The organism is Amycolatopsis melonis (genome assembly GCF_040064235.1).
GTDB classification, from domain to species: Bacteria; Actinomycetota; Actinomycetes; order Mycobacteriales; family Pseudonocardiaceae; genus Amycolatopsis; species Amycolatopsis melonis.
In genome coordinates, this window is the sequence record NZ_JBDZYD010000003.1 from 170,392 (window position 1) to 194,161 (window position 23,770).

At 71.5% G+C, this 23,770-nt stretch carries 23 protein-coding genes and 1 tRNA gene; 11 read left to right on the forward strand and 13 right to left on the reverse strand.

All coding sequences use genetic code 11. From position 1 onward, the window contains the following. Window positions 1-278 precede the first annotated feature (278 nt). Window positions 279-2,111, reverse strand: a complete 1,833-nt coding sequence (locus tag ABJI51_RS08675) for a glycosyltransferase family 39 protein (RefSeq protein WP_348948994.1) — start codon at window positions 2,109-2,111, stop codon at window positions 279-281. Between the two features lie 89 nt (window positions 2,112-2,200). On the opposite strand from ABJI51_RS08675, the gene ABJI51_RS08680 reads away from it, so the two are divergent. Beyond that, complete coding sequence (locus ABJI51_RS08680) at window positions 2,201-2,812, forward strand: O-methyltransferase (RefSeq protein WP_348948996.1); 612 nt, start codon at window positions 2,201-2,203, stop codon at window positions 2,810-2,812. A 54-nt stretch (window positions 2,813-2,866) separates the two neighbouring features. On the opposite strand, the gene ABJI51_RS08685 is transcribed toward ABJI51_RS08680, so the two are convergent. Both ABJI51_RS08685 and ABJI51_RS08690 read right to left on the reverse strand, forming a co-directional pair. Continuing rightward, window positions 2,867-4,369 carry a sensor histidine kinase gene (locus ABJI51_RS08685; RefSeq protein WP_348948997.1) on the reverse strand — a complete coding sequence of 501 codons (1,503 nt, stop codon included), beginning with the start codon at window positions 4,367-4,369 and terminating at the stop codon, window positions 2,867-2,869. After that, window positions 4,347-5,096, reverse strand: a complete 750-nt coding sequence (locus ABJI51_RS08690) for a response regulator transcription factor (protein WP_348948999.1) — start codon at window positions 5,094-5,096, stop codon at window positions 4,347-4,349. The genes ABJI51_RS08685 and ABJI51_RS08690 overlap by 23 nt, the downstream gene beginning before the upstream one ends. 178 nt (window positions 5,097-5,274) lie before the next feature. Here ABJI51_RS08690 and ABJI51_RS08695 point away from each other — a divergent pair, with 178 nt between their 5' ends. Continuing rightward, window positions 5,275-5,865, forward strand: a complete 591-nt coding sequence (locus ABJI51_RS08695) for a hypothetical protein (protein ID WP_348949000.1) — start codon at window positions 5,275-5,277, stop codon at window positions 5,863-5,865. Window positions 5,866-5,979: 114 nt separating this feature from the next. On the opposite strand, the gene ABJI51_RS08700 is transcribed toward ABJI51_RS08695, so the two are convergent. Genes ABJI51_RS08700 through ABJI51_RS08710 form a run of 3 tightly spaced genes read right to left on the reverse strand, consistent with a single transcriptional unit; the run spans window position 5,980 to window position 8,233 of the window. Beyond that, window positions 5,980-6,429, reverse strand: a complete 450-nt coding sequence (locus ABJI51_RS08700) for an NUDIX domain-containing protein (RefSeq protein ID WP_348949002.1) — start codon at window positions 6,427-6,429, stop codon at window positions 5,980-5,982. Continuing rightward, window positions 6,426-7,082 (reverse strand): response regulator, encoded by a 657-nt coding sequence (locus ABJI51_RS08705; protein WP_348949004.1) that lies wholly within the window; start codon window positions 7,080-7,082, stop codon window positions 6,426-6,428. Before ABJI51_RS08705 ends, ABJI51_RS08700 begins: the two co-directional genes overlap by 4 nt. Continuing rightward, window positions 7,079-8,233: a sensor histidine kinase gene (locus tag ABJI51_RS08710; protein ID WP_348949006.1), complete on the reverse strand. Its 1,155-nt coding sequence runs from the start codon at window positions 8,231-8,233 to the stop codon at window positions 7,079-7,081. Before ABJI51_RS08710 ends, ABJI51_RS08705 begins: the two co-directional genes overlap by 4 nt. A gap of 78 nt (window positions 8,234-8,311) precedes the next feature. On the opposite strand from ABJI51_RS08710, the gene ABJI51_RS08715 reads away from it, so the two are divergent. Continuing rightward, entirely contained in the window at window positions 8,312-8,509 is a 198-nt protein-coding gene (locus ABJI51_RS08715; RefSeq protein ID WP_348949008.1) for a hypothetical protein, read from the forward strand. Here ABJI51_RS08715 and ABJI51_RS08720 read toward each other — a convergent pair. Continuing rightward, window positions 8,499-8,939 carry a nitroreductase family deazaflavin-dependent oxidoreductase gene (locus tag ABJI51_RS08720; RefSeq protein WP_348949010.1) on the reverse strand — a complete coding sequence of 147 codons (441 nt, stop codon included), beginning with the start codon at window positions 8,937-8,939 and terminating at the stop codon, window positions 8,499-8,501. The genes ABJI51_RS08715 and ABJI51_RS08720 overlap by 11 nt on opposite strands. A gap of 130 nt (window positions 8,940-9,069) precedes the next feature. On the opposite strand from ABJI51_RS08720, the gene ABJI51_RS08725 reads away from it, so the two are divergent. Both ABJI51_RS08725 and ABJI51_RS08730 read left to right on the forward strand, forming a co-directional pair. Next, complete coding sequence (locus tag ABJI51_RS08725) at window positions 9,070-9,744, forward strand: TetR/AcrR family transcriptional regulator (protein ID WP_348949012.1); 675 nt, start codon at window positions 9,070-9,072, stop codon at window positions 9,742-9,744. A gap of 36 nt (window positions 9,745-9,780) precedes the next feature. Continuing rightward, window positions 9,781-11,301, forward strand: a complete 1,521-nt coding sequence (locus ABJI51_RS08730; RefSeq protein WP_348949013.1) for a 3-hydroxyacyl-CoA dehydrogenase — start codon at window positions 9,781-9,783, stop codon at window positions 11,299-11,301. Here ABJI51_RS08730 and ABJI51_RS08735 read toward each other — a convergent pair. The 5 genes from ABJI51_RS08735 to ABJI51_RS08755 all read right to left on the reverse strand — a co-directional run bounded on the left by ABJI51_RS08735 (window position 11,294) and on the right by ABJI51_RS08755 (window position 18,202). Next, on the reverse strand, window positions 11,294-11,830 hold the full coding sequence (locus ABJI51_RS08735; protein ID WP_348949014.1) for a L,D-transpeptidase: 537 nt from the start codon (window positions 11,828-11,830) through the stop codon (window positions 11,294-11,296). The two genes, ABJI51_RS08730 and ABJI51_RS08735, sit on opposite strands and share 8 nt — an antisense overlap. A gap of 106 nt (window positions 11,831-11,936) precedes the next feature. Continuing rightward, complete coding sequence (locus ABJI51_RS08740; protein ID WP_348949016.1) at window positions 11,937-14,771, reverse strand: PQQ-dependent sugar dehydrogenase; 2,835 nt, start codon at window positions 14,769-14,771, stop codon at window positions 11,937-11,939. A gap of 111 nt (window positions 14,772-14,882) precedes the next feature. Then, a complete protein-coding gene (locus ABJI51_RS08745) occupies window positions 14,883-15,515 on the reverse strand; it encodes a L,D-transpeptidase (protein ID WP_348949017.1) in 633 nt (210 codons plus the stop codon). A gap of 96 nt (window positions 15,516-15,611) precedes the next feature. Next, window positions 15,612-16,502, reverse strand: coding sequence for a serine/threonine-protein kinase (locus ABJI51_RS08750; RefSeq protein WP_348949019.1), 891 nt, complete (start codon window positions 16,500-16,502; stop codon window positions 15,612-15,614). An 8-nt stretch (window positions 16,503-16,510) separates the two neighbouring features. Further along, complete coding sequence (locus tag ABJI51_RS08755; protein ID WP_348949021.1) at window positions 16,511-18,202, reverse strand: HsdM family class I SAM-dependent methyltransferase; 1,692 nt, start codon at window positions 18,200-18,202, stop codon at window positions 16,511-16,513. Between the two features lie 77 nt (window positions 18,203-18,279). Here ABJI51_RS08755 and ABJI51_RS08760 point away from each other — a divergent pair, with 77 nt between their 5' ends. Continuing rightward, window positions 18,280-19,023 (forward strand): PP2C family protein-serine/threonine phosphatase, encoded by a 744-nt coding sequence (locus ABJI51_RS08760; RefSeq protein ID WP_348949022.1) that lies wholly within the window; start codon window positions 18,280-18,282, stop codon window positions 19,021-19,023. A 44-nt stretch (window positions 19,024-19,067) separates the two neighbouring features. After that, window positions 19,068-19,152 (forward strand) — tRNA-Ser (locus ABJI51_RS08765). 71 nt (window positions 19,153-19,223) lie between these two features. On the opposite strand, the gene ABJI51_RS08770 is transcribed toward ABJI51_RS08765, so the two are convergent. Next, window positions 19,224-19,562, reverse strand: coding sequence for a HEAT repeat domain-containing protein (locus ABJI51_RS08770; RefSeq protein ID WP_348949024.1), 339 nt, complete (start codon window positions 19,560-19,562; stop codon window positions 19,224-19,226). 455 nt (window positions 19,563-20,017) lie between these two features. Here ABJI51_RS08770 and ABJI51_RS08775 point away from each other — a divergent pair, with 455 nt between their 5' ends. Genes ABJI51_RS08775 through ABJI51_RS08790 form a run of 4 tightly spaced genes read left to right on the forward strand, consistent with a single transcriptional unit; the run spans window position 20,018 to window position 23,692 of the window. After that, window positions 20,018-20,278 (forward strand): hypothetical protein, encoded by a 261-nt coding sequence (locus ABJI51_RS08775; protein ID WP_285457569.1) that lies wholly within the window; start codon window positions 20,018-20,020, stop codon window positions 20,276-20,278. Window positions 20,279-20,282: 4 nt separating this feature from the next. Continuing rightward, on the forward strand, window positions 20,283-20,528 hold the full coding sequence (locus ABJI51_RS08780) for a hypothetical protein (RefSeq protein WP_348949026.1): 246 nt from the start codon (window positions 20,283-20,285) through the stop codon (window positions 20,526-20,528). A 33-nt stretch (window positions 20,529-20,561) separates the two neighbouring features. After that, window positions 20,562-23,291: an FtsK/SpoIIIE domain-containing protein gene (locus tag ABJI51_RS08785; RefSeq protein WP_348949027.1), complete on the forward strand. Its 2,730-nt coding sequence runs from the start codon at window positions 20,562-20,564 to the stop codon at window positions 23,289-23,291. Further along, entirely contained in the window at window positions 23,288-23,692 is a 405-nt protein-coding gene (locus tag ABJI51_RS08790; protein ID WP_348949029.1) for a hypothetical protein, read from the forward strand. The genes ABJI51_RS08785 and ABJI51_RS08790 overlap by 4 nt, the downstream gene beginning before the upstream one ends. Window positions 23,693-23,770 lie beyond the last annotated feature (78 nt).

Genomic DNA, 23,770 nt, shown 5'->3' on the forward strand with positions numbered 1-23,770 from the left:
GCACGTGCGCCGCACGCGTGCAATCGCACGCGACATCGTCCCTTGTCGTTACGGCCACGCCGGGCAGTACCGAGATCATCACCGAGGGCGACGATCCGGGCCCGAACAATCGTTCGGAATTTGCCGTTCAGCGGCACCGCATTCGAACAGGTGTCCGCATCCGCGCGATACCGCATCCGTCTGGAATGCACCGAATGATTCGCAAGTGTTAACGCATCCGAAACAAAACGGCAGGGCTGCATCCCGGAATTGTCCGCCGGTCGGCCCAGTGCACTGCGTCAACCGACCGGCTTGGCAAGATCGTAGACGGTCGTGCCGCCGACGGCGACGGGCGCGAAGTGCCGCTCGACCCAGCTCTGGATCTCGCCGGAGTCGCGGCGGCCGCCGAAGCCGCCCCGCCCGCCCGCGACGTAGTAGCGGACGTCGCCATCGGTGACGTACTCCTGGAACTGCGTGAGCGTCGGCGCCGGGTCGTTGCCGCTGAAGCCGCCGATCGCGAGCACCGGCCGTCCGCTTGCCAGCGCCAGCCCGGCCGCCTGCATCGCGCTGGTCTGCGCCGCCGCCCACTTCGTCGTCGTGGTCCGCAGCAGGCCGATCAGTGCGGCAGAAGGCTGTCCGGTGCCGATGCCGGGCGAGTGTCCCTTCGCGACGGACGGCCCGGACGTCGGGCCGCCGCCGGTGTGCGCCTTCGCCGCCGTGGCCAGCGTGAAGGACGTCGTCCCGAGCATCGCCGCGCACAGGCCGAGCACGGCCACGGCCGGACCGAGCCGCCGGAGCCGGGCGGTCCCGAAGAGCAGCGTCAGCACGACCGCCGCGCCCAGCGCGAGGAGCGTGTATCGGATCCACGGCTGCCACTGCGGAACCCGCGCGAGCAGCAGGAAACTCCACACCACGGTCACCGCGAGCATGACGGCGAGGACCACGCGGGCGGCGAAGTTGGCGCGGCCGCGCCACAGTTCCCGCGTCGAGATCGCCACGGTGGCCGCGACTCCGGGCGCCAGCGCGACCGTGTAGTACGAGTGGATGATGCCGCTCATGTAGCTGAGCACGAGCGCGGTGCCGGCCAGCCAGCCACCCCAGAGCAGCAGCGCCGCGCGCGTGGCGTCGGTGCGGGGCGCGCGCCGGGTGAACCACAGCCCGGCGGCCAGCCCGACCAGCGCCGCGGGCAGCAGCCACGACGCTTCGCCGCCGAACTCGCCGCTGAACAACCGGGTCAGCCCGGCCGTGCCGGCCCGCGGTCCCGCGCCGGACGGCGGCGTGAACGTCCGGCCGCCGCCGTGGCTTCCGCCGAAGATCCGGCTGAGGCCGTTGTAGCCGAAAGCCAGCTGCAGCACGGAGTTGTCGGTCGAGCCGCTGATGTAGGGCCGGTTCGCGACCGGCCACACGGCGACGGCCAGGACCCACCAGCCGGCGGACACGAGCACGGCTGCGGCCGCGGCACACAGCTGGCCGATCCGCCGCCCGAGCGACACCGGCGCCGCGACGGCGTACGTCAGCACGAACGCGGGCAGCACGAGGAAGGCCTGCAGCATCTTGTCGAGGAAGCCGAACCCGAGTGCGGCCCCGGCGAGCACGAGCCACTTCGTGCTCGCGTGCTCCAGCGCGCGCACCAGGCAATACGCGGCGGCGACGAGCAGCAGCACGAGGAAGGCGTCGGGATTGTCGTAGCGGAACATCAACGCGGCGACGGGGGTCAGCGCGAGCCCGGCCCCGGCGAGCAGGCCGGCGCCCGGCCCCGAGATCCGCCGCACGGCGAGGTAGAGCAGGCCGACCGAGGCGACGCCCGCCAGCGCGTCCGGCACGAGCAGGCTCCAGCTGGAGAACCCGAAGATCCGTCCGGAGAGTCCCATGACCCACAACGAAAACGGCGGTTTGTCCACGGTGACGACGTTGCCCGGATCGAGCGAGCCGAAGAACAGCGCCTTCCAGCTCCACGTCCCGGCCTGCACGGCCATCGCGTAGAAGTCGTTGCCCCAGCCGTTCTTCGCGAGGTTCCACAGATAGAGGACACCGGAGGAGAGCAGGAGCGCCGCCACGGAAGGCTTGACCCAGCGGGGTTCCGGCGCCGCCGCGGGCACGGGCCGGACGGGCGCCGACAGCATGGTCGTCATGGACATGACCGTCTCGGCGCCGCATGTGGTGAACTTGTGCCGAAGCTGTGCGCCGGCTGTGTGTCGATGTCGAACGGGTGACCTGTGCCATGTCGGAAACCGGAACCGCGGACCACGCGGGCGAAACAGACCTTCCCGAGCTGGTGCGGCGGGCCGTGCGGGCGGCCGGACGCGCGGGATTCGCCTTCTCCTGCCATCCCGCCCAGGGCCGGTTGCTGCACTTGCTCGCCCGCGGGGTCACCGGCGGCCGGATCGGGGAAACCGGCACCGGTTTCGGCGTGGGACTGGCCTGGCTCGCGACCGGGGCAGGCCCGGGCACGACGCTGGTCAGCGTCGAGCGGGACCGCGAGCGGCACGCCGCCGCGGCCGAGGTCTTCGCGGACGTGCCGTCCGTGACGCTGCTGCACGGCGACTGGACGGAACTGGCGGCATCCGGGCCGTTCGACCTGCTGGTCGTGGACGGCGGCGGCCAGGGCAAGGGCGACGAGCCGCCGCTGGAACCCCGACGCTGGCTGCGGCCGGGCGGCTGCCTGGTCGTCGACGACTTCACGCCGATGACCGGCTGGCCACCGGTCTTCCGCGGCGAGCCCGACAACGCACGGCTGCACTGGTTGCGGCACAAGGACCTGCTCGCCACTGAACTGCGGCTGACCCCCGACCTCGCGACCGTCGTGGCCCGCTACCCCGGTCCGCGGTCGTGAGTGGTAATTAGGGTTAGAACCCGAATTACCACTCACGACAAGCCGCGGCAGACCCTAAGGAGCCGGAGCCGCCGGGAAGGTGATCTCGAACTCCGTCCACCCCGGACGGCTCTGCACCCCGACCCGGCCACCGTGTGCCGCGACCACCGCCGCCACGATCGCCAGTCCGAGCCCGGTGCTTCCCGCCGCCCGGGATCGCGAATTGTCCCCACGGGCAAAGCGTTCGAAGATGTTCGGCAGGATCTCCGGCGGGATGCCCGGACCGTCGTCGGTCACCCGCAGGCGGACGATTCCGTCCGAAGTGGACAAAGTGGCCGTCACCGTGGTGCCCGCGGGCGTGTGCGTGCGCGCGTTGGCCAGCACGTTGATCACCACCTGGTGCAGCTGCCCCGCGTCGCCGCGGACGCCGACCGGCTCGCCCGGCACGTCCATCAGCCACTTGTGGTCCGGGCCCGCGACGTGCGCGTCCGCGACCGCGTCGGCCACCAGGCGGCACAGGTCCACCCACTCGTGCACCACCGGCCGCCCCGAGTCGAGGCGCGCGAGCAGCAGCAGGTCCTCCACCAGCGTCGTCATCCGGCGGGATTCGGACTCGACGCGGCTCATCGCGAACGCGACGTCCGGCGGCACCTGCTCGCCGCCGCGGCGGGTCAGCTCGGCGTAGCCGCGGATGGCCGCCAGCGGGGTCCGCAGCTCGTGGCTGGCGTCCGCGACGAACTGGCGGACCCGGTTTTCGCTGGCGTGCCGGGCGGACAGCGCGTTCGCGACGTGCTGCAGCATCCGGTTCAGCGCCGAGCCGACCTTGCCGACCTCGGTGTTCGGATCGGTGTCGGCCTCGGGAACGCGTTCGGACAGGGCGACTTCGCCGCGGTCCAGCGGCAGCTCGGACACCCGCGTCGCGGTCGCGGCCAGCCGGTCGAGCGGCTGCATCGTGCGGCGGATCGTCGCCGCGCCGACCGCGCCCGCGACCAGGATCCCGGCGAGCGCGACGCCGCCGAGGATGAACCCGAGCTGCCAGAGCGTCTCGTTGACGTCCTTCAGCGGCAGCCCGATGACCGTGCGTTCGCCGCGCGGCGAAACCGTCGAGACGACGCGGTACTCGCCGAGGCTGCCGCCGAGGTCGACGCTGTGCTGCTTGCCGTCGGACGGCACCGCCAGCAGGTGCCGGACCTGGTCCGGCGCGATCTTCTTGAACGGCGGCTTGCCCTTCGACGGCACGCCGACGCTGGAGTCGAGCACCGCGGCCTTGGTCCCCGCGGCGTTCTGGACGACGGCGAGCGTGCCCTCGCCCTGGCCGAGCACACGCAGCGGGTCCGGCGGCGGCGCGTCGCCGTACAGCCAGGGCTGGCGTTCGCCGCTGTGCGCGGCCCGGTCGGCCGCCGCGGTGAGCCGCTCGTCCTGCTGCCGCACGAGGAACTCGCTCAGCGCGAACTCCGTCACCACGCCGACGACCAGGCAGACCAGCGCGAGCAGCGCGGCGAGCTGGACGATCAGCCGCCGCCGCAGCGACCACGGCCGCCGCGTGCGCTTCGGTTCAGCCGGCGGGCTTGAGGACATACCCGGCGCCCCGCATGGTGTGGATCATCGGCTCGCGGTCGGCGTCGATCTTCTTGCGCAGGTAGGAGATGTACAGCTCGACGATGTTGGCCTGGCCGCCGAAGTCGTAGCTCCACACGCGGTCCAGGATCTGGGCCTTCGACAGCACGCGTTTCGGGTTGCGCATCAGGTAGCGCAGCAGCTCGAACTCGGTCGCGGTCAGCGGCACCAGGTCGCCGCCGCGGTGCACCTCGCGGCTGTCCTCGTCGAGGGTGAGGTCGCCGACGACCAGCATCGACCCGCTCGCGCCGGTCACCCCGCCCGCCCGGCGCAGCAGCGCACGCAGGCGCAGGGCGACCTCTTCGAGGCTGAACGGCTTGGTGACGTAGTCGTCGCCGCCCGCGGTGAGCCCGGCGATGCGGTCCTCGACCGCGTCCTTGGCCGTGAGGAAGAGGACCGGCAGGTTCGGCGCCTCGGCACGCATCCGGCGCAGCACCTCGAGGCCGTTGAAGTCGGGGAGCATGACGTCGAGGACGACGGCGTCGGGACGGAAGTCGCGCGCGACCCGGACGGCCTCGGTGCCGTCGCCGGCGCTGCGCACCTCCCAGCCCTCCATCCGCAGGGCCATCGACACGAGCTCGGCCAGCGTCGCCTCGTCGTCGACGACGAGGACCCGCACCGGGCTCCCGTCGGCGCGGCGCAGGTCGGCCTTGCCGGAGCCCGGTGACGCGGCGTTCATAGCGGTCATGGTGCCATCTTCCCGGCCGGTGATCAGTGTTCACTGTGCGCCTGCTGTGCGTTTCCTGTGAAGCCCGATCGTTCGGATGGGTAACGGAGGCACAGCGCGTGCTGACGCTCCGCACAGCTCCGGCACAGCCACGGAGGCGAACCTGGGACGGACCAGTGTGGGATCACCGGAGGAAACGATGACGACCGAGCCGACGCCGACCACGCCGTCCCCCGCCAACTGGGGCGACCCGGCACCGGCCGCACCGAAGAAGGGCTGGTCCGGCCGCAAGACGGCGATCGCCGCAGGCGTCGCGGTGGTGATCGCGGCAGGCGGCGGCGCGGCGATCTGGGCGGGCACCAGCAACGCCGACAGCACGGCACAGGGCCCTGGCGGCTTCGGCGGCCCCGGCGGCCAGTTCCGCGGCCAGGGTCCCGGCGGTTTCGGCGGCCCGGCCGGCGGGCTGGCGGCCATGCGGGACGCCCTGCACGGCGACTTCGTCGTGGCGGACCCCAACGGCGGCTACACGACCGAGCGACTCCAGACGGGTGAGGTCACCGAGCTGAGCGCGACATCGGTGACGCTGACCAGCAAGGACGGCTACAAGCAGACGTACACGATCGACGCGTCGACCCAGAAGTCGGGCGAGGTGAAGCAGGGCGAGACGAACGTGACGGTGGTGGCAAAGGTGGACGGCCAGACGGCCACGGCAACGTCCCTCGGCAAGGGCTTCGAGACGGGCCAGCGAGGCCAGCGCCGCGGCGACTACTCGGCCCGCCCGACGAACTGACCCCCGGCTGAGCAGCTCCCCGAACGCCCCAATGTGGCCTTCGGTGCGTTGAACACGCCCAAGGTGGCCTTCGGTGCGTTGAGCGCACCGAAGGCCACCTTGGGGCGCTTGGGGCTACGCGGAACCCGCGAGATCCTCGTCCCAGCCAAGGAGGCCGAACGGGACACCGTCGAGGTAGGCGTGGATCCCGGCCAGCGGGTACGGGATCACGTCGCCGGGCAGGCGGTCCAGCGGGAACCAGCCGACCGCCGAGCACTTGTCCGGCTCGCGGTTGTACGGCTCCCCCGCCCACCGGCGGGCCTCGAAGAACACGCCGAGCCGCGGCCACTGCCCGGCCCCCGTCGCGTGCAGCGTGTGCGCGTGCCGCAGGTCGGCCGGGTCGATGGCGACGCCGACCTCCTCGGCCGCCTCGCGGGCCGCGGCGGCGGGCAGTGACTCGCCCGCTTCGAGCTTGCCCGACGGCAGGTGCCACAGGCCGTTGCCGTAGCTGCCGATCCGCCGGGTCAGCAGCAGCTCGCCGTCGCGGACCAGCAGGACGTGCACGTCGATGACCGCCGGTGTCATGCGCCGGGCACCAGCTTGTGCCGGTAGGCGTACACGACCGCGTGCACGCGGTCCGGCAGCCCGAGCTTCGCCAGCACCCGCGACACGTGCGTCTTGACCGTCTCCTCGCCGACGTGCAGCTGCCGCGCGATCTCGGCGTTGCTGCACGCGTTGGCCAGCAACAGCAGTACCTCGCGCTCGCGGGAGGTCAGCCGGGCCAGTTCGGGCGGTTCGGCCGCCACCGGTTCGAGTACCGAGGCGAACTTCGCGACCAGCCGCCGGGTCACCGACGGGTCGATCAGCGCGTCGCCGCGCGCCGCCACCCGCATGGCCGCGACCAGCTCCTCCGGGGCCAGGCTCTTCAGCAGGAACCCGCTCGCCCCGGCCCGCAGCGCGCGGTAGACGTACTCGTCGGCGTCGTAGGTGGTGAGCACGAGGACGCGCGTGTCGTTGCCCGGCGCGGCCAGGATCGCCTCGGTCGCGGCCAGGCCGTCGAGGCGCGGCATCCGGACGTCGATGACCGCGACGTCCGGGCGCAGCCGCGCGGTTTCGGCGACGGCTTCCCGGCCGTCGGACGCCTCGCCGACGCAGGTGAAGTCGGGCTGGGTGTCGAGCAGCGCACGCATCCCGGAGCGGAACATCGCGTGGTCGTCGGCCAGCAGGACGCGGATCATGTGCTCTCCACCGGGAAGGTCGTGCGCAACTGCCAGTGTTCGCCGGTCTCGCCGTAGGAGACCTGGCCGCCGAACAGGGTGACGCGCTGGCGGATCCCGGCCAGTCCGCGGTGCGCGTGCCCGTTGCGCGCGGCCCGGTCCGGACGCAGGGCGTTGGTCACGGTGAGCACGACTTCGGTGCGGCCGTGGTGCAGCTCCACCTCGACCGGGCCGTCGCCGTGGCGCAGCGCGTTGGTCAGGGCTTCCTGCGCGATCCGGTACAGCGCGACGTCGAGCGAGCCGGGCAGTTCGCGGGCCTCGCCGCGCAGCGTCAGCCGGGTGGGCAGGCCCGCCGCCCGGACGGTCTCGACCAGCTCGTCGAGGTTGTCGAGGCCGGGCTGCCCGGCGTCCGCGTCGGCGTGCAGCAGGTCGAGCAGCCGCCGCAGGTCGGCCATCGCCGAGCGGCTCGCGGACTCGACCGCGCCGAGGGACTTCCGCACCGGCGAATCACCGTCGGGCAGCCCGAGCCGGGCGGCGCCGGCGTGCACGCCGATGGCGCTGACGTGGTGGGAGATGACGTCGTGCAGGTCGCGCGCGATGGCAGCGCGTTCTTCGGTGACGGCCCGCCGGACGGCCTCCTCTTCGTGCTGCCGCCGTTCGTCGGCCGCCCGTTCGAGGTCGGCGATGTAGGCGCGCCGGGCGGTGGTGTACCGGCCGACCAGCCACGGGAGCAGCGCGGAGACGCCGACGTCGACGACGATCAGCCGCCAGTCCTTCGCGGTCTTCCCGCCCCCTTCGAGGCAGCTGGCGATGACCCCGGCGAGCAGCGCGGCCAGCGCGAGGACGGCGGGTTTCGGCCGCAGCCAGGCCCCGGCCCGGTAACCGGCGATGAGGATGCCGGCGTTGTTGCCGATGACGTACCCGTGGCAGGTGCACAGCAGCAGCGGCGCACCGGCGTAGAGGACGGCGTGGGCGAGCGCGACCCAGCCGGAGTACCGGGCGGCCCCGGCGAGGGCGGCGTTGACGGCGATCCCGCCGAGCAGGACGGCCCAGGCCCGCCAGCCTGCTTCCCCGAGCGGCCCGCGGATGACGAACAGGGCGCCGTCGCAGACGACACAGACGAGGGCGACCAGCAGCGACTGCCGCCTCAGTGACCCCCGGATGTCCTGCACACCGCAACTCTGCCCTAACGCGGCCGGGCAGGGCAGAGGAATCCGGCAGCACCCGTACCCCCGGCTTAGACTGGTCCCATGAGGCGCTGGATCACCCTCGCGGCCGGGGTCGTGCTCATCCTGGTCGGCGCCGTCTGGGTGCTGCAGGGCGTCGGCGTGCTCACCGGCAGCTTCATGACCGGGCAGAAGCTGTGGTTCCTCATCGGGCTCGGCGCCTTCCTCGTCGGCGTCGTCCTCGTGGCCGCGAACGCGACGCGGCGCAAACCTACTTCGTGAAGATCTCGAAGATCGGGTAGCCCGGCGCGATCTCGCGCAGCTTCTCGTCCGACGCCTTCGCGTCGACGCCGTCGAAGAACACGCCCACCTCGAACTTCCAGCGCTTGAGGTACGCGCGCAGGATGCCGGGCTTCTCGTCGTCGGCCAGCTCGCGGAAGGTGAACGTCTCGATCCGGCGACCGACGCGCAGCGTCCCCTCACCCGCGACGCGCAGGTTACGCACCCACTGCGTCTCGCCGCGCGGGGCGACGAGGTAGCGGACGCCGTCGACGGTCAGCAGGTTGACCGGCACCGAACGCGGCTCGCCGCTCTTGCGGCCGACGACCGTCAGCACCCGGCTGCCCCAGACGCTCACGCCCAGCTTGGTCAGCTTCGCGACGATCTCGTTGAAGACGCTGGTCGACTTCTTGGGCTCGATGTAGCGGGTCATTTCGTCCTCCAGGGGAAGCTTCGGGAGAGCAGTGCTCTCGGGTAAGAGCAGTGAACACCAGACTCGTGCTCACTGTCAAGAGCAGTGCTCTCTGTTTTGTGCGCCGCTCTCGACGTGGCACACTGATCTCATGACCGCGACCCGCACCGCGCGCGAACGCGCCCGCGCCGAACTGACCCAGGAGATCAAGGACGAGGCCCGCCGCCAGCTCGCCGAGGTCGGCGCGCACGGGCTGTCGCTGCGCGCGGTGGCCCGGGAGCTGGGCATGGTCTCCTCCGCGCTGTACCGGTACTTCCCCAGCCGCGACAAGCTGCTGACCGAGCTGATCGTCGACGCCTACAACGCCATCGGCGAGGCGGCCGAGCAGGCCGACCCGGGCCCGGACGCGGCACCCCGCGACCGGTGGCTGGCGATCTGGCAGGGCACCCGCGGCTGGGCCCGCGCCCACCCGCACGAGTACGCGCTCATCTACGGCTCCCCGATCCCCGGGTACGCGGCACCGCAGGACACCGTCGTGCCCGCCGCCCGCGTCGCGCTGGCCCTGGTCAAGGTGCTCACGCACACCGAACTGCGGGAGGTCGACGGCGAAGTGCCGCCCGAGCTGCGCGCCCAGACCGAGGTCCTCACGAAGGCACTCGGGATCATCGCCGGTCCCGAAACCACCGCGCGGCTGCTCATGGCGTGGACCCAGCTGTTCGGCGCGATCAGCTTCGAGCTGTTCGGCCAGTACGTCGGCAGCGTCGATCCGGCCGACGCGTTCTTCGCCCACTCGGCGAAACGGATGGCGGAGTTCGTCGGCCTCTAGGCTGAGGCGGGAAGTCCAACGGCGGAAGGCGGCGACGTGACGGGGTGGGCCGGGAAGGTCGGCAGGATCCGGGTGATCGGGACCGGGGTGATGGGCCGCGGCATCGCGCAGCTCGCCGCGACGGCGGGCGCGACCGTCGAGCTGGCCGACGCGCAGCCCGAAGCCGTCGCCAAGGCCGTCGAGTACGTCGGCGGGATGATCGGCAAGCTCGCCGCCAAGGGCAAGCTGGCCGAGGACCCGCAGGCGGTCACCGGCCGGCTGGTGCCGGTGGACGCGCCGGACGCGCCCGCGGACGGCGTCGACCTGGTGATCGAAGCCGTGCGCGAAGACCTCGCGACGAAGCAGGCGCTGTTCGCCGGCCTCGAACGCGTCTGTCCACAGGAGACGATCTTCGCGACCAACACCAGCTCGCTGTCGGTCACCGAGATTGCCGCCGGGCTGGCCGATCCCGGCAGGCTCGTCGGCCTGCACTTCTTCAACCCGGTGCCGCTGATGCGCCTGGTCGAGGTGGTGCCGGGCGCGCGCACGCACGGCTGGCTGCCCGGCCAGGCGCTGGAGCTGGTCCGGCGGTGGGGGCACGAGCCGGTGCTCGCCAAGGACGCGCCCGGGTTCCTGGTCAACCACGCCGGCCGCGGCCTGAACACCGAGGCGCTGCAGATCCTCGCCGAGGCGCTGGCCGAGCCCGCCGACGTCGACCGCATCGCGCGTGACGTGCTCGGTCTCAAGCTCGGCCCGTTCGAGCTGCTCGACCTCACCGGCCTCGACGTGTCGCACGCGGTGCTGGAGAGCATCTGGAGCGGCTTCCACGGCGATCCGCGGCTGCGGCCGTCGTGGCTGACCCGGCCGCGGGTGGCCGCCGGCCTGTTCGGCCGCAAGAACGGCGAAGGGTTCTACACCTACGAAGACGGGCAGCAGCAGGTCGCCGCCGAGCCGGCGGCGCCGCCGAAGCCGTCGAGCCCGGTGTTCACCGCGGACGAGCACCTCGCGCGCCTGCTCACCGCGGCGGGCGTGCACGTGGTGTCGGACGCCTACCCGGACGCGGTTCTGCTCGTCCCGCTGTACGGCGAGTCCACAGTGGACGCCGCGACCCGCGCCGGGCTGACCCTCGACCGGGTGGCGGGCGTCGACCCGCTCGGCGGGTACGAGCGCCGCCTGACGATGGCGGTCCACCCGGGACTCGACCCGGCGGCGGGCCGCGCGGCGTGGGGCGCGCTGGCCGCGACGGGCCGCCCGGTGACGGTCGTGCGCGACGGGCCGGCCCCGATCGCCCAGCGCCTGCTGGCCTCGATCGTCAACACGGCGTGCTTCATCGCGGGCCAGCACCTGGCGACGCCGTCGGACATCGACACGGCGGTCCGCCTCGGCCTCGGCTACCCGCGCGGCCCCCTGGCCTGGGGCGACCTCGTCGGCGGCGACGTCGTGCTGCGCATCCTGCACGGCCTGACCGCGGCCACCGGAGATCCCCGCTACCGGCCGAGCCCGTGGCTCACCGAACGCGTCGCCCTCGGCCTGCCGTTGTCGTCGGCCGGGACGACCCCGGCCGACCTGCTCAGCTGACCACCTGGACCTCGTCGCCCTTCTGCAGCGTGGTGAAGAACTTCAGCGACGCGGCGGGCGAGAGGTGCACGCAGCCGGCCGAGTACTTGCTCAGGCTGCCCTGGTGGAAGGCGACGCCGTTGTAGAAGAACACCGAGTTCGGCATCTCCGCGTTGTCGAACTCGTGGCTCAGGTGCATCTTTTCCTTGTACAGCACCTGCCACGTGCCGAGCGGCGTCGGGCTGCCCTTCTTGCCGGGCATGATCTTCACCGGGCCGTACACGATCTTGCCCTCGTCGAGCAGCCAAGCCTGCTTGCCCGACACGGAAACACACGCCTTTGCGGTGATCGTGCACGGAACCCCGGGCGCCATCGCGTGTTTCACCGGCTTGCTGTCCGCAGTGGACGGTGCAGTCGTGACCGGCGGCGTGTCGGCCACCATCCGGACGCCGGGGCTCCCACCCGCCGAGCACGCGGTCAGCACCGCCAAGGCGGCCAAAGTGGACAGAGCGGCCAGAACACGCCGTACGCGCATCGGTTCCCCCAGCATGAGTGGTTCTGCTTTCTGCCACCCAAGACGTGCCGCACCCGAAGAGGTTGCGAAAAAAGCGGGCCGCCTCCGGAAATCCGGAGACGGCCCGCCTGTGACGGTCAGGTCACCAGCGGTGGTCGACCGCGCCCGCCGCGAGCGTGAAGGTGATGTAGCCGCCCTCGAAGTCGCTGCGGTACACCCCGTTCGTCACGTACTCGTCGGTCCGCGGGTAACCCAGGTAGGACCGCTCCCACCCGAGCGACGCCCACTTCTTGCGGATCTCGCCCTTCACCACGTGCGCGCCCGTGGCCACGGTGTAGTAGATCGAGTGGCCGAGGCTGAAGTGGTTGAAGCGGCCGCGCCCGTCCGGCGTCCCGTCCTCGTCGTTGGTCGGGTAGCCGAGGCCACGCTCGTAGCCGTACTCCGCCCACTTCTTCCGGATCTCGCCGTAGATCGCGTGCGCACCCGTCGCGGCCGTGTAGTAGATCGACCCGACGTTGTTGCCCTTGACGAAGTGGTTGTAGCGGCCGACGCCGTCCGGCGTGCCTGCCTCGTCGGTCGTCGGGTAGCCGAGACCACGCTCGTAGTCCAGCGCCGCCCACTTCTTCCGGATCTCACCGTAGATCGCGTGCGCACCCGTCGCGGCCGTGTAGTAGATCGACCCGACGTTGCCGTTGTTGACGAAGTGGTTGAACTGCGCCACCCCGTCCGGCGTGGCCGCGGTGTCGGTCGTCGGCGGGCCGAGGACGCTGTGGCCGCCGAAGGCGACGTACTTGTCCAGCACCGGGCCGGTCACGAACTTCGTGCCGGTCGCGGCGCTCCAGTACAGCCTGCCGCTCGCGTAGGTCCGGTAGTGGACCGGGCCGTCGGTGACCTCGGCCGCCGTCGGCGCCCCGAGCTTCGCCTGCAGCGCCGGGTCGGCGTTGTAGCGCTGGTCGATCGGGGTCGCGTAGTTGGCGGTCAGCGTCATGTCGGTGGTGCCGACGGTGATGTCCCACTTGGTGTCCGCGGGACCGCCCTGCCAACCGGCGAACGTCGAAACGCCGTCGATGGCCAGCGGAGCGGCCCGGACGTCGAACGACGCGCCTTCGGTGACCAGGGCCGAGCTGACATCGCCCTCGACCGGGATCTTCAGCACCGCGGGCTGCGTGCTGACCAGCTTGAGCAGGTGCTGACGCGGCATCGCGGTGTAGGTCTTGGACGTGGTGACGCCCGCGCTGTCGGTCACCGTCGCGGTGAGCTCCATCCGGGAGTCCGGGTGCTCGGTGAACGGCTGCGTGAAGCTCGCCCCGGTTCCGCCGACGCCCGGGTGCGAGTGGCAGGTCGCGGCGCTCGGGCAGTGCCGGACCGTCGTCGCCCAGGTGATCGGCAGCACGCCGTCTTCCGCGTCGTTCGCGGTGGCGCTCACCGCGACCGGCTGGTCCACCGCGAAGGTCGCGGTGTCGCCCGGCGTGGTCAGGGTGAGTTCCGGGGTGTGGTTGCCGGGCGCGACCGTGATGGTGGTCGAGCCGGCGGCGTCCAGCGGGTCGCGCACGGTGAGCTTCGCCGTGAAGGACTCGGTCCCCGCCGGGTAGGCGTGCGACACCTTCGGGCCGCCGTTGTTCAGGATGACGCCGTCACCGAAGTCCCAGTCGTACTTCAGCGCGTCGTTGTCGTAGTCGATCGACGACGAGCCGTCGAACGTCACCGTGCGGGTGTCCGGGTCGGTCACCGTCGTGGCCTTCGCCACCGGCGCGGTGTTGCCCGCGGTGTAGGTCAGGCGGCGCAGGGTGCCGGACAGGATGTCGGCGTAGACGATGTCGCCGTTCGGCGCCGCCGCGAACTTCACCGGACCGCCGATGCCGGTGAAGACCGGCGGGTTCTCCGGGCCGCGGGTGAGCTTGCCCTGGCCGTCGTAGCGCAGGGTCCAGATCTTCTTGGCGACGTAGTCGCCGAAGAAGTACGAGCCGCGGTAGGACTCCGGGTAGCTCGTTCCGGTGTAGACGATGCCGCTGGTGATGCTGTTGCCCTGCATGACGCCGTCGCCGTGCAGGTAGGCGTAGAGCGGCGGCTGGTTCGCCACGCCGGCGCAGCCCGCGAGGGTGCTGTAGCCGGACGTCGGGTCGCTGCCCTCCCAGCACGGCCAGCCCTGGTTGGCGCCGCGCTGGACGACGTTGACCTCTTCCCAGGTGTTCCAGCCGACGTCACCGACGACCGGCAGGCCGAGGTTGGGGTCGATGCTGAACCGGAACGGGTTGCGGAAGCCGCGGGCGAAGACCTTGCTCGCGGTCGAGCCCGGGTTCGCGGCGTCGTAGTACGGGTTGGACGGGACGCCCTTGCCGTCGGCGGCCAGGTGGAAGACCTTGCCGTAGGGCTGGTTGATGTCCTGGGCGCGCAGCGATCCGGGGTCGACCTTCCGGAAGTCGCCGTTGTCGCCGATGGACAGCCACAGCGTCCCGTCGGCGGCGGCCTGGACGGTGTCGATGCCGTGGACGTTGAAGATGCCCGGCACCTCGAACAGCGACTGCTCGCCGGTCAGCCCGGACGGCGCGCCCGCCGCGTCCACGGTGACCGTGAACCGCGCGAGCCGCATGACGAAGCCGCTGCCGGTGTTGATCGACCGCGTCAGGTAGATGGTGCGGGACGTCGCGAAGTCCGGCGCGACGGCCAGCCCGACGAGCCCCAGGTCCTCGTCGGTGCGGACCGGCAGCGACGCGAGCTTCCGCTTCGGCGATCCGTCGGACGGCAGCCACTGGACGGTGCCGTTCTTCCCGGCGACGATGATCGAGTTGTCCGGCAGGTACGCGAAGTCGGTGAGTGATTCGGTTCCCAGTCCGGCGTTCGTGTCCTGCAACACGAATCCCGGCGGAAGTGCCGATGCTGCCGTCGCCACCCCCGTGGACACGACAGGCAGCAACGCCCCGGTCAATACTGCCGCCACCAGGGCATGGCGGAGTGCGCGAAGTTTTCGCAAGGCCATCTGGCCCCCCTTCCCAAGCGATCACTTATCGCCTGAACAGGGGGGCCAGTTGCACTCGCCAGTGTGAATTTATCGGACTGTGACCTACTGTCCGTATTCGGACGGAACCGGTTACGGAACCACCTGCACGACGTCACCGATGTGCAAAGTGTTGAAGAACTTCAGGGACGCCGCCGGCGACAGGTGGATGCAGCCGTGCGAGTACACCGAAAGGCTGCCGGTGTGGAAGGCGTCGCCGGGGTAGAAGAACACCGAGTTCGGCATCGGCGCGTTGTCGAACTGCTTCGACAGGTGCATCTTTTCCTTCGACAGCACGTGGAACGTGCCCGTCGGGGTCGGGTAGCCCTTGCGGCCCGGCAGCATCTTGACCGGCCCGTAGATCACCTTGCCGCCCTGCAGCAGCCACGCCTGGTGCGCCGAGATGTCGACGCAGGCGGCGGTGCCCGTGGCCGCGGCCGCCGCCGCGCACGGGACGTTCGCGGTGTTCTCGGGCTGCGGCTTGGGCTTCGGCTTGGCCGCGGCAGGCTTGGCCGTCGTCGGCGTCGGCGTCGGCGTGGCGCTGGTCGGAGTGGGCGTGGGCGTCGGGGACGCACTCGACGTCGTCGGCGCCGAGCTGGTGGTCCCCGCGGCCGCCACGGCGCCGCCGCCCGCGTTCGCCCCGCCGGTGGCCCCGCCGCCCCCGGAGCAGGCGGCCAGCACGAACGCGGTGGCCAGTGCGGCCGCTCCCGCCAGAAGCCTCTTCACGATCCGGTACCCCCAGCTGTCTCGATCATCGCCTGTGGACATCGGTAAGGACGGGGGTCACCCGGTCGAGGTTCGCCCGGGAAGGTCACGATTCGGTCAGCCGCCGACGCGCCCCAGCATCCGCGCGTACATCCGGCCGGGGCTGGGCACCGACGCCGGCTTCAGGAACCCCGGCAGCGCCGGCAGCTCGCCGACGAACGCGCCGAGCCGCTCGTAGAGGACGTCGGCGCCGGACGGCCGGGCCTCGGGATCCTTCGCCAGCGTCTGCGCGAGCAGGGCGTTGAGCTGCCGCGGGACGCCTCGCACCGGCGGCGGCAGCTCCTTGACCTGCCGCTCGAACACCGCGTACGCCGTCGGCCCGTCGAACAGCCGCCGTCCGGTGAGCATCTCGTGCAGCACGCACCCGAGCGCGTAGAGGTCGCTGCGCGGCTCCGCGCCGCCGCGCTGGATCTGCTCCGGCGCCATGTACGACGGCGTCCCGAGCAGCTGCCCGGCCCGCGTGAACTGGGCGGCGTCGGCTTCGCGCAGCACGGCGAGCCCGAAGTCCATCACCTTGACACCGCCGTCGGGACCGAGCATGAGGTTGGACGGCTTGAGGTCGCGGTGGCAGACCGCGAGGGCATGGGCGGCGGTCAGCACCGCGCACGTCTGCGCGGCGATCGCCGCGGCCCACGGGACCGGCAGCGGCCCGTGCTCGGCGAGCAGGTCGGCCACGGTCACGCCGTCGACGAACTGCATGACCTGGAACAACCGGTCGTCGTGGGTGCCGTAGTCGTACAGTGTCGGCACGCCGGGATGGTCGAGCGTCGCGAGGATCCGCGCCTCCCGCGCGAAGCGGGCTTCGAGTTCTTCGTCGCGGCCCGGCAGCCTGAGCAGCTTGATCGCCACGCGACGGCCCAGCCTGCGGTCGAACCCGCCGTGCACCGCGCCCATCCCGCCGCGGCCGAGCGGCAGCTCGTCGAGCTCGTAGCGGTCGGCGATCAGCATCCGTTCCCCTATCGGCCCGGGCGGAGCCGTCCCTCGACTAGTCCCGCAAAGCCTAGCCGGACCAGCTCACGGCCCGTTTCCGCCGTCTCGCGCAGGACGGTGTCGAACTCGGCGAGGTTCCGGAAGACCCGGCCGTATTCGCGCTGGACGGAGATCGGGACGCGCGGGATGCGCACGCGCCTGCCGTCGATCCGGGTCGACGCGGACGCCGCGGGCAGGTCGGCCGCGCGCAGGCAGCCGGCCAGGAAGTCCGCGTCCAGCCTGCCGGCGTCGACGCGGTACACGGTGAGCCCCGCACCGACCGGCTCCGGTTGTCCACTGTGGACGTACGCGATCCCGGTCACCGACGCGACGACGTCACCGTCCTCGGCGACCGGGTGCTCGGCGTCGGCGCGGGCCGCGTGCTTCACCTCGACGATCCCCGCCTTGACCAGCTCACCGATCGTCGTGAACACCGGCTCGGCGTCGGCGGTTTCGAGCGGCGGCAGTACCGGGGCCAGGCCGGTGAAGCGGTCGCGGACGGCCTGGAACGCCTGCCCGGGATCCTCGTCCCTGGCGCGGCGCCGGGACGGCGTGAGGTCGACGTCGTCGTCGAGCAGGTCGATGATCCGGACGCCGGATTCGGGCCGGGCCAGGAACTCCCGCCACGTTGTTTCCACTGTGGACAGATCGGCGCCCGCTTCGCCGAGCAGGACCGTGGACGGCGGGCGCTCGCCGGGAACCGGCCGCCGCAGCAGCCAGAGATCGGGACCCGCCGGCGTCAGCGTGACGACCGCGCGGACCGCGCCCGCGCGCAGCAGGTTGCCGCGGATGCGTTTGCCGCTGCGGCGCCCGGCCGCCGCGCCCGGCATCAGGATCGCCACCGGGCCACCGGGTTCGACGTGCGCGAGGCAGTGCTGCACCCAGGCCAGCTCGGGCTCGCCGCGCGGCGGCAGGCCGTACTCCCAGCGCTCGTCGCCGACGAGTTCGTCGTGCCCCCAGGCACGTTCGTTGAACGGCGGATCGCACAGCACGGCTTCGGCGGTCCGGCCGGCGAAGGCGTCTTCGCGCAGCGCGTCGACCGCGTAGACCTCGGTTTCGATGCCGCGCAGTTTCAGCCGCAGCGCCGCGATCGACGCCGTCATCGGGTCGCTGTCCTGGCCCAGCACGGTTTTCGCGCCGCTCGCCAGCGCGAGCGCGCCGAAGCCGCACGCGGGGTCGAGGATCGTCGCCGCCGGGCCGGTCAGCCGTGCCATCAGCTCGGCGACCGGCTCGGGCGTGGTCGACAGCCGCCGCGAATGCGCCTCGAAGTACCTGCGGCACAACAGTTCGAAGGCTTCGACCGGCCCGGACCGGTGGGTCATCTCGCTGAGCAGCGTGAGCAGCTCCGGGTCGTCGAGCTTGCTGTCGAAGGTGTCGAAGATGCCCGCCTGGAAGGCGAAGAAGACACCCGCGCGGCTCACGCGCTCGGCGAGGTCGAGGTCGTCGCCGAGGGCGCGCAGGCGCTGCCAGGCGCGTTCCCCGGCGCTCAGCTCGAACTTCTTCCCCCGTGCCTTGAACCAGCCCGCGACCGCCGAGAGGCCGAACAGCGGGCTCGACGCGGTACCGCCGACCGGCTGGGGAAAGTCCGGGTAGCGGCGGCGCCAGTTGCTCACCGCGGCCCGGCCGACCCCGGCGAGCCGCGCGATGTCGGCCGCGCTGACGGTCGCGTCGTCGTCCATGGCGGGGACTCTATCGGAGGATGCTCCGTTCAGCCGACATGCTTGTGAACTCAGTCAACCAATGCTTTCATGGGAACATGACACACGATCGGTACGTCCTGCGGTACGCCGCGGGGTCGGACGTCGGCAGGCGGCGCAAGGTCAACGAGGACTCGCTGTACGCGAGTTCCCGCCTGCTCGCCGTCGCCGACGGCATCGGCGGCCAGCCGCACGGCGAAGTCGCCAGCGCGACCGCGGTCGACGTGCTGCGCGAGCTCGACGTGGACCTGCGCCGGATGGACCTGACCGGCGTCGACCTGGCGGCCACCCTGGCCGGCCTGGTCAAGTCGATCGACGAGCGGCTGCACGAGGTGGCGTCCCAGGAGCCGACGACCTCGGGCATGGGCACAACGCTGACGGCCCTGCTGTTCGACGGCATCGAGTTCGCGGCGGCCCACATCGGCGACTCCCGCGGCTACCTCCTGCGCGACGGCACCCTGCGCCGCCTGACCCGCGACCACACGCTGGTCCAGGCCCTGGTCGAGGACGGCCGCGTCGCGGCCGAGGACGCGGAGAACCACCCGCGCCGATCGCTGCTGATGAAGGCACTCCAGACGGCAGGCTCGGGCGACCCGGACATCTGGACGTTCCCAGCGGCGGAGGGCGACCGCTACCTGCTCTGTTCGGACGGCCTCAGCGGCCCGGTCAGCGAGCCGCGGCTGCGCGAGGTCCTGACGTCGATCCCGGACCCGGCGGACGCAATCCCGGAGCTGATCCGCCTGGCCAACGAAGGCGGCGGCCCGGACAACATCACGTGCGTGGTGGCCGACGTCACCCGCTGACCCACCTGAAGACCCGGGAAGAGCCATCCGGTATCGTCTTCTGCGGAGGATTGGCCGAGCGGCCTAAGGCGCACGCTTGGAAAGCGTGTTGGGTTCACGCCCTCGCAGGTTCGAATCCTGTATCCTCCGCCGCAGTAACCAGGCAAGACGCCGGGTGTCCCAGTTTCGGGACACCCGGCGTTTTCCTTGCGTGGTCCCGGCTAGGTGATCGTGCCGTTGGCTCGCGCCCGCCAGATCGACGACCGCGCTTCGGGCGTGCCCAGCCGGGTCAACCCGGCGGTTGCCGATCCGCGCAGCGACTCGTCCGCACTGTCGAGCTGAGCGACGAGCACTGGCAGCGCGGCCGGGGAGCCGGACTCCGCGATCAGTTCCAGCAGCCAGCGGCGCAGTCCCTGGTCCTGCCGCTCACGCTCGAACTGCTCGATCAGTTCGGCGACGTGCTCGGCGGCGTGGAGACGCAGCTGGGCAAAGCCGTCTTCCTGCTGCTGCGGATCGCGGCTCCGCATCAGCCGCATTGCCGCGTCGAAACCCCTGGCCATGGCACGACACGCTATCGGGTGGCGCGGGTTCGTCCCTCCCCTTTCCGGGCCGGAGCCAACCCTTGGCCGTGAAGCCGCGCCCTTGGCGAATATGAAACGTTCTCCTCGGCTGCGGAATCCTGCTCACTCACCGGCACATCCGGGCAGGGCTGAGCGCAGCGCGTTACTCCGGTAGCGCTAGTCTCACCCCCACCTCGCCCGCCCCTTGTCGAGAAAGGCCAGCAGTGGCACGAAAACCGCTCTGAACTGGGGTGGCGCTGGCCGGCGACTTCAGCGTGCGGTCCGGGTCCCGGGTCGACCCCCGCACAGACCGTGATCAGCCCGGCCCCGGACGTCCCACGTCCGGGGCCGGGTCGCTTTCCATCACTCCGTAAAGTCAGATCATCACGCTGTGTCGCTGGATCTGTTTCAATGGAATCGCCCGTACTACACCAGATTCGAGGAGTAGAGGCCCGATGGCCGGAGTCGAAGAGATCCGCGCTGGCATCGCACTCGCCAACGAGAAGGCGTCCGCAGGCATCGCCGCTCTTCAACAAGCAGCGCAGTCTCTCGAAGAAGCCCAGCAGTCCCTCGCCCAGGCGACCCAGGGCAGCAGCCAGCACGAGGTGAGCCAGGCCCACGGCCTGCTCGCGCAGGCACTGCACGACATCAGCGGCATGCAGAGCACCATCCAGGCGAGCATCTCGTCGGCGGACTCGTATTCGGCCAGGCTCTGACCGGATGTCGCTCGCCGAACTCCACCAGCTGCTCACCGCGGTCGAGGCCGGGCTCGCCGATGCGCGAGCCCACTCCGAGCGGGCCACCAGCCTGCTCGGGGAAGCCCGGCAGGCTCTCGTGGACGCCCAGGCCAAGGCCGATCCTTGGCTCCCTTCGCAGTACGCGCAGGCCGGCGAGGGGCTGGACCAGCTCCTCGGCCGGCTGGCCTCGGCCGAGGACCTGGTGAGCGGATACCGGTCGCGCCTGTAATCCTTTCTAGGGACACCTTTCTTGGGGACGCCGATGGCCAACAAAGCAGCCGAGCAACGCAACCGCGTCGAAACCGCACTCGACCGGGTCCGGCACCAGATCGGGCTGGTACTGGGCGCGGCGGCCGGGGCGCGCCAAGCCGCGGAGGCCGAGCTCGCCAAGCTCCGGCTGGAGCAGGACATCGTCCGCGTCGGCATGAACCACGCCAGCACCGAGCAGCAGAACGAGTGGTCCCGCCACCCGGCCGCGCACGAAGTGTTCGGCGCGCTCGGCAGCGTGCGAAGCGCTTTCTACACCGATTGGAGCCAGGGCCCCGCCACCCTCCGGGAGCTGGTCGCGCAGAACGCGCCCGGCCCGGCGGGGCTGCCCCCCGGCGACTGGCTCGGCACGGTCGGGCGCGACCCCGGGCTGACGTCACCCGGGCTGTGGCGCGTCGGGTCGGCCACGGCCGCGGGCAACGACCCGACCCGCACCTTCGACGTCGCCGTCCCGCTGCTCGACGAGTCGCACCTGGCGATCACGTCGGCACCCAAGACGCGGCCGGTGATCGACGGCATCGTGCAGAACCTGCTGGTCCGGCTGCTCTCGACGTTCGAGCCCGGCGCGGTGCGCGTGCACCTGTGGGACATCGGGCAGCTGACCGCGATCCTGCCCGACCTCTACCCGCTCAGCCAGACCAGCGCACTGTCGCTGTACGACCCCGGCCGGCTCGAGGACCTGCTCGACGAGCTGGCCGGGCACATCCGCCGTATCCACGCCAGCTGCATGTCCGCCGGGTTCACGTCGCTGCGGGAAATGCGGCAGCACAACGGACAGCGGGGCGAGCCGTTCCGCGTCGTCGTGCTGTACGGCAACGGCGAAACGCTCGAACCCGAGCGCGCCCGCGACCTCAAGCGCGTCGCCAGCGGCGCGCTCGCCGCCGGCATCTGCCTGATCATGGTCGACGTGCCGACGGCGGTGAGCGCGCCGGTCGAGACGCTCAGCCTGATCGACGACCGGCACGCGATCAGCAGCATGACCGGCACCGACCTCGTCGTCGACCTCGATCCGCCGATGCCGTCCGGGCAGGTGATCCGCGCCGTCGACCGGATCGCCAAGGCGCTGATCGCCCGGCAGGGCGGGCCGCGGTCGTTCGACGACCTGCTGCCGGCGGAACTGGGCCGGGAGAACTCCGCGCGGGAGCTGCGCGCGCCCGTGGGGTTCTTCGAAGGCGAGCCGGTCGAGGTGGTGATCGGCGACGCGAGCCCGCACGCGCTGATCGGCGGCCCGTCCGGCTCGGGCAAGACGAACTTCCTGTACGCGCTGCTGGGCAGCCTCGCGGCGCGATACGACCCGAACGAGCTGGCGCTGTACCTGCTGGACTTCAAGGAAGGCGTCTCGTTCGCCGGGCTGGCGCCGGGCCGCAAGGACGGCAGCTGGCTGCCGCACGCGCGGCTGGTCGGCGTCAACGTCAACACCGACCGCGAGTTCGGCCTGGCGCTGCTGCGGTTCCTGGCCGACGAGCTGCGCCGCCGGTCCGCGGCCGCGAAGGAGCACGAGGTCACCAACCTCGCCGACCTGCGCGAAGCCGATCCGGCCGGGCACTGGCCGCGGATCGTCGCGGTGATCGACGAGTTCCAGTACCTGTTCGCGGGCCGCGACCAGGTGACCAACACGGCGACGCAGCTGCTCGAGGACATCGCGCGGCGCGGCCGGTCGCAGGGCATCCACATGGTCCTGGCCAGCCAGGACGTCGCGGGCATCGAGGCGTTCTGGGGCAAGCCCGCGGTGTTCGAGCAGTGCACGCTGCGGATCGCGATGCCGAAGGCGCGGCGCGTGCTGGCCGAGACGAACAACGCGGCGGTGTCGGCGCCGAAGTGGCACGCGGTGATCAACCACGACTCGGGCATCGCGCACGGCAACCAGCTGGCCCACGTGCCGGACGCGAGCAGCAAGAACGTGTTCGTCCGGCTGCAGCACCGGCTGTGGGAGGAGTACTCGGGCCACTTCCCGCGGCCACGCCTGTTCGACGGCGCGCACCAGCCGATCCTGGAACAGTTCCCGGCGTACCTCGACCTGAAGCCGAATTCGCGGCCGCGAGCGTTGCTGGGCCAGTCGATCGACGTGACCGAGACGGCCTGCGGCGTCGACCTGTCCTGGGCGCCGGGACGCAACGTCGCGGTGCTCGGGTCCGCCACCGCCGAAGCCCTATCTATTTTGGACTCTTCGGCCCGGTCGCTGTCCCGGCAGTACGAGCCGGGCGAGGTGGAGTTCGTGCTGGGCTGCGCGATCGAGGCGTGCGCACCGGCGGCACTGGAGCTGGCCGACCGGCTGCGCACCGACGGCCACCGGGCGTCCTTTGTGGAGGACCTGGGCTCCACTTTGGAGTCGATGACCGAGTCGATGAACACGGGCGCGAAGGTCCTGCTGCTGTACGGAGTGGACGCGGCGCTGCCGGCACTGGAGGCGAAGGCGGTCGGGCAGCTGAAGAGCGGCCTTGACCACCTGCGGGTGATCCTGAAACAGGGCCCTGGCCACGGAATCCACACGATCGGCTGGTGGCGCAGCATCGCCCGGCTGAAGGACACGCTGGGCTTCGGCGGCACGGACGACATCGGCACGTGGGCGGCGCTGGACGTCCAGGGCAACGAGCTGGCGCCGTTCGCGGCGGGCCAGGTGGTGCACTGGTCCCCGCGCCCGGGCCGCGCGTTGTTCTTCGACCGCACGACCCACGGCGCCCCTGAAGTGATCATCCCGTTCCAGCGTCCGGAGAACGCGCAATGACCGACGACAGCGCCACCGCGGCAATGCGGTACAAGGAGATCATCGCCCTGTCCCGGGGTTCGGCGGACAACCTGCGCCAGTGGGAGCTGGCCCGCGCGGAGGAACTGCAGGCCCAGATCGAGGAAGCCGAGCAGACGATCGAGCGGGAGAAGGAACGCGAAGCCCGCGCGACCGAGCGGGCCACGCGCTGGTGGAAGATGGCGCTGCACAACATCCAGGGCCTGAACTGGCTCGAACCCCGCGACGACCCCCAGCCGGTCCCCACGGCCCGGGCGGCTTACCTGGAGCGGTACCTCGAGGAGGTCAAGCCCAGTTACCAGGAGCTGGTCCAGGCGGTGCTGGGCCTGGGCTGGCGCGCGAAGCGAGCGGCGGCGAAGCGGGGCGAGCAGCCACCGGCCTAGCTGCCGCCGGTCCGCGGTCGTGGGGGGGGGGTGGGGGGGGGAACCCCCATACAAACAAACAAAACAATCGGGAGCGCC

What these genes read in the sequence shown, in the direction of transcription:
- ABJI51_RS08780 (WP_348949026.1), top strand. Translation starts at nt 20,283, where the DNA reads ATGTCGCTCGCCGAACTCCACCAGCTGCTCACCGCGGTCGAGGCCGGG.
- ABJI51_RS08760 (WP_348949022.1), top strand. Translation starts at nt 18,280, where the DNA reads ATGACACACGATCGGTACGTCCTGCGGTACGCCGCGGGGTCGGACGTC.
- ABJI51_RS08705 (WP_348949004.1), bottom strand. Translation starts at nt 7,082, where the DNA reads ATGATCCGCGTCCTGCTGGCCGACGACCACGCGATGTTCCGCTCCGGG.
- ABJI51_RS08770 (WP_348949024.1), bottom strand. Translation starts at nt 19,562, where the DNA reads ATGGCCAGGGGTTTCGACGCGGCAATGCGGCTGATGCGGAGCCGCGAT.
- ABJI51_RS08740 (WP_348949016.1), bottom strand. Translation starts at nt 14,771, where the DNA reads ATGGCCTTGCGAAAACTTCGCGCACTCCGCCATGCCCTGGTGGCGGCA.
- ABJI51_RS08700 (WP_348949002.1), bottom strand. Translation starts at nt 6,429, where the DNA reads ATGACACCGGCGGTCATCGACGTGCACGTCCTGCTGGTCCGCGACGGC.
- ABJI51_RS08715 (WP_348949008.1), top strand. Translation starts at nt 8,312, where the DNA reads ATGAGGCGCTGGATCACCCTCGCGGCCGGGGTCGTGCTCATCCTGGTC.
- ABJI51_RS08750 (WP_348949019.1), bottom strand. Translation starts at nt 16,502, where the DNA reads ATGCTGATCGCCGACCGCTACGAGCTCGACGAGCTGCCGCTCGGCCGC.
- ABJI51_RS08755 (WP_348949021.1), bottom strand. Translation starts at nt 18,202, where the DNA reads ATGGACGACGACGCGACCGTCAGCGCGGCCGACATCGCGCGGCTCGCC.
- ABJI51_RS08785 (WP_348949027.1), top strand. Translation starts at nt 20,562, where the DNA reads ATGGCCAACAAAGCAGCCGAGCAACGCAACCGCGTCGAAACCGCACTC.
- ABJI51_RS08735 (WP_348949014.1), bottom strand. Translation starts at nt 11,830, where the DNA reads ATGCTGGGGGAACCGATGCGCGTACGGCGTGTTCTGGCCGCTCTGTCC.
- ABJI51_RS08680 (WP_348948996.1), top strand. Translation starts at nt 2,201, where the DNA reads ATGTCGGAAACCGGAACCGCGGACCACGCGGGCGAAACAGACCTTCCC.
- ABJI51_RS08790 (WP_348949029.1), top strand. Translation starts at nt 23,288, where the DNA reads ATGACCGACGACAGCGCCACCGCGGCAATGCGGTACAAGGAGATCATC.
- ABJI51_RS08675 (WP_348948994.1), bottom strand. Translation starts at nt 2,111, where the DNA reads ATGACGACCATGCTGTCGGCGCCCGTCCGGCCCGTGCCCGCGGCGGCG.
- ABJI51_RS08695 (WP_348949000.1), top strand. Translation starts at nt 5,275, where the DNA reads ATGACGACCGAGCCGACGCCGACCACGCCGTCCCCCGCCAACTGGGGC.
- ABJI51_RS08775 (WP_285457569.1), top strand. Translation starts at nt 20,018, where the DNA reads ATGGCCGGAGTCGAAGAGATCCGCGCTGGCATCGCACTCGCCAACGAG.
- ABJI51_RS08690 (WP_348948999.1), bottom strand. Translation starts at nt 5,096, where the DNA reads ATGACCGCTATGAACGCCGCGTCACCGGGCTCCGGCAAGGCCGACCTG.
- ABJI51_RS08720 (WP_348949010.1), bottom strand. Translation starts at nt 8,939, where the DNA reads ATGACCCGCTACATCGAGCCCAAGAAGTCGACCAGCGTCTTCAACGAG.
- ABJI51_RS08685 (WP_348948997.1), bottom strand. Translation starts at nt 4,369, where the DNA reads ATGTCCTCAAGCCCGCCGGCTGAACCGAAGCGCACGCGGCGGCCGTGG.
- ABJI51_RS08725 (WP_348949012.1), top strand. Translation starts at nt 9,070, where the DNA reads ATGACCGCGACCCGCACCGCGCGCGAACGCGCCCGCGCCGAACTGACC.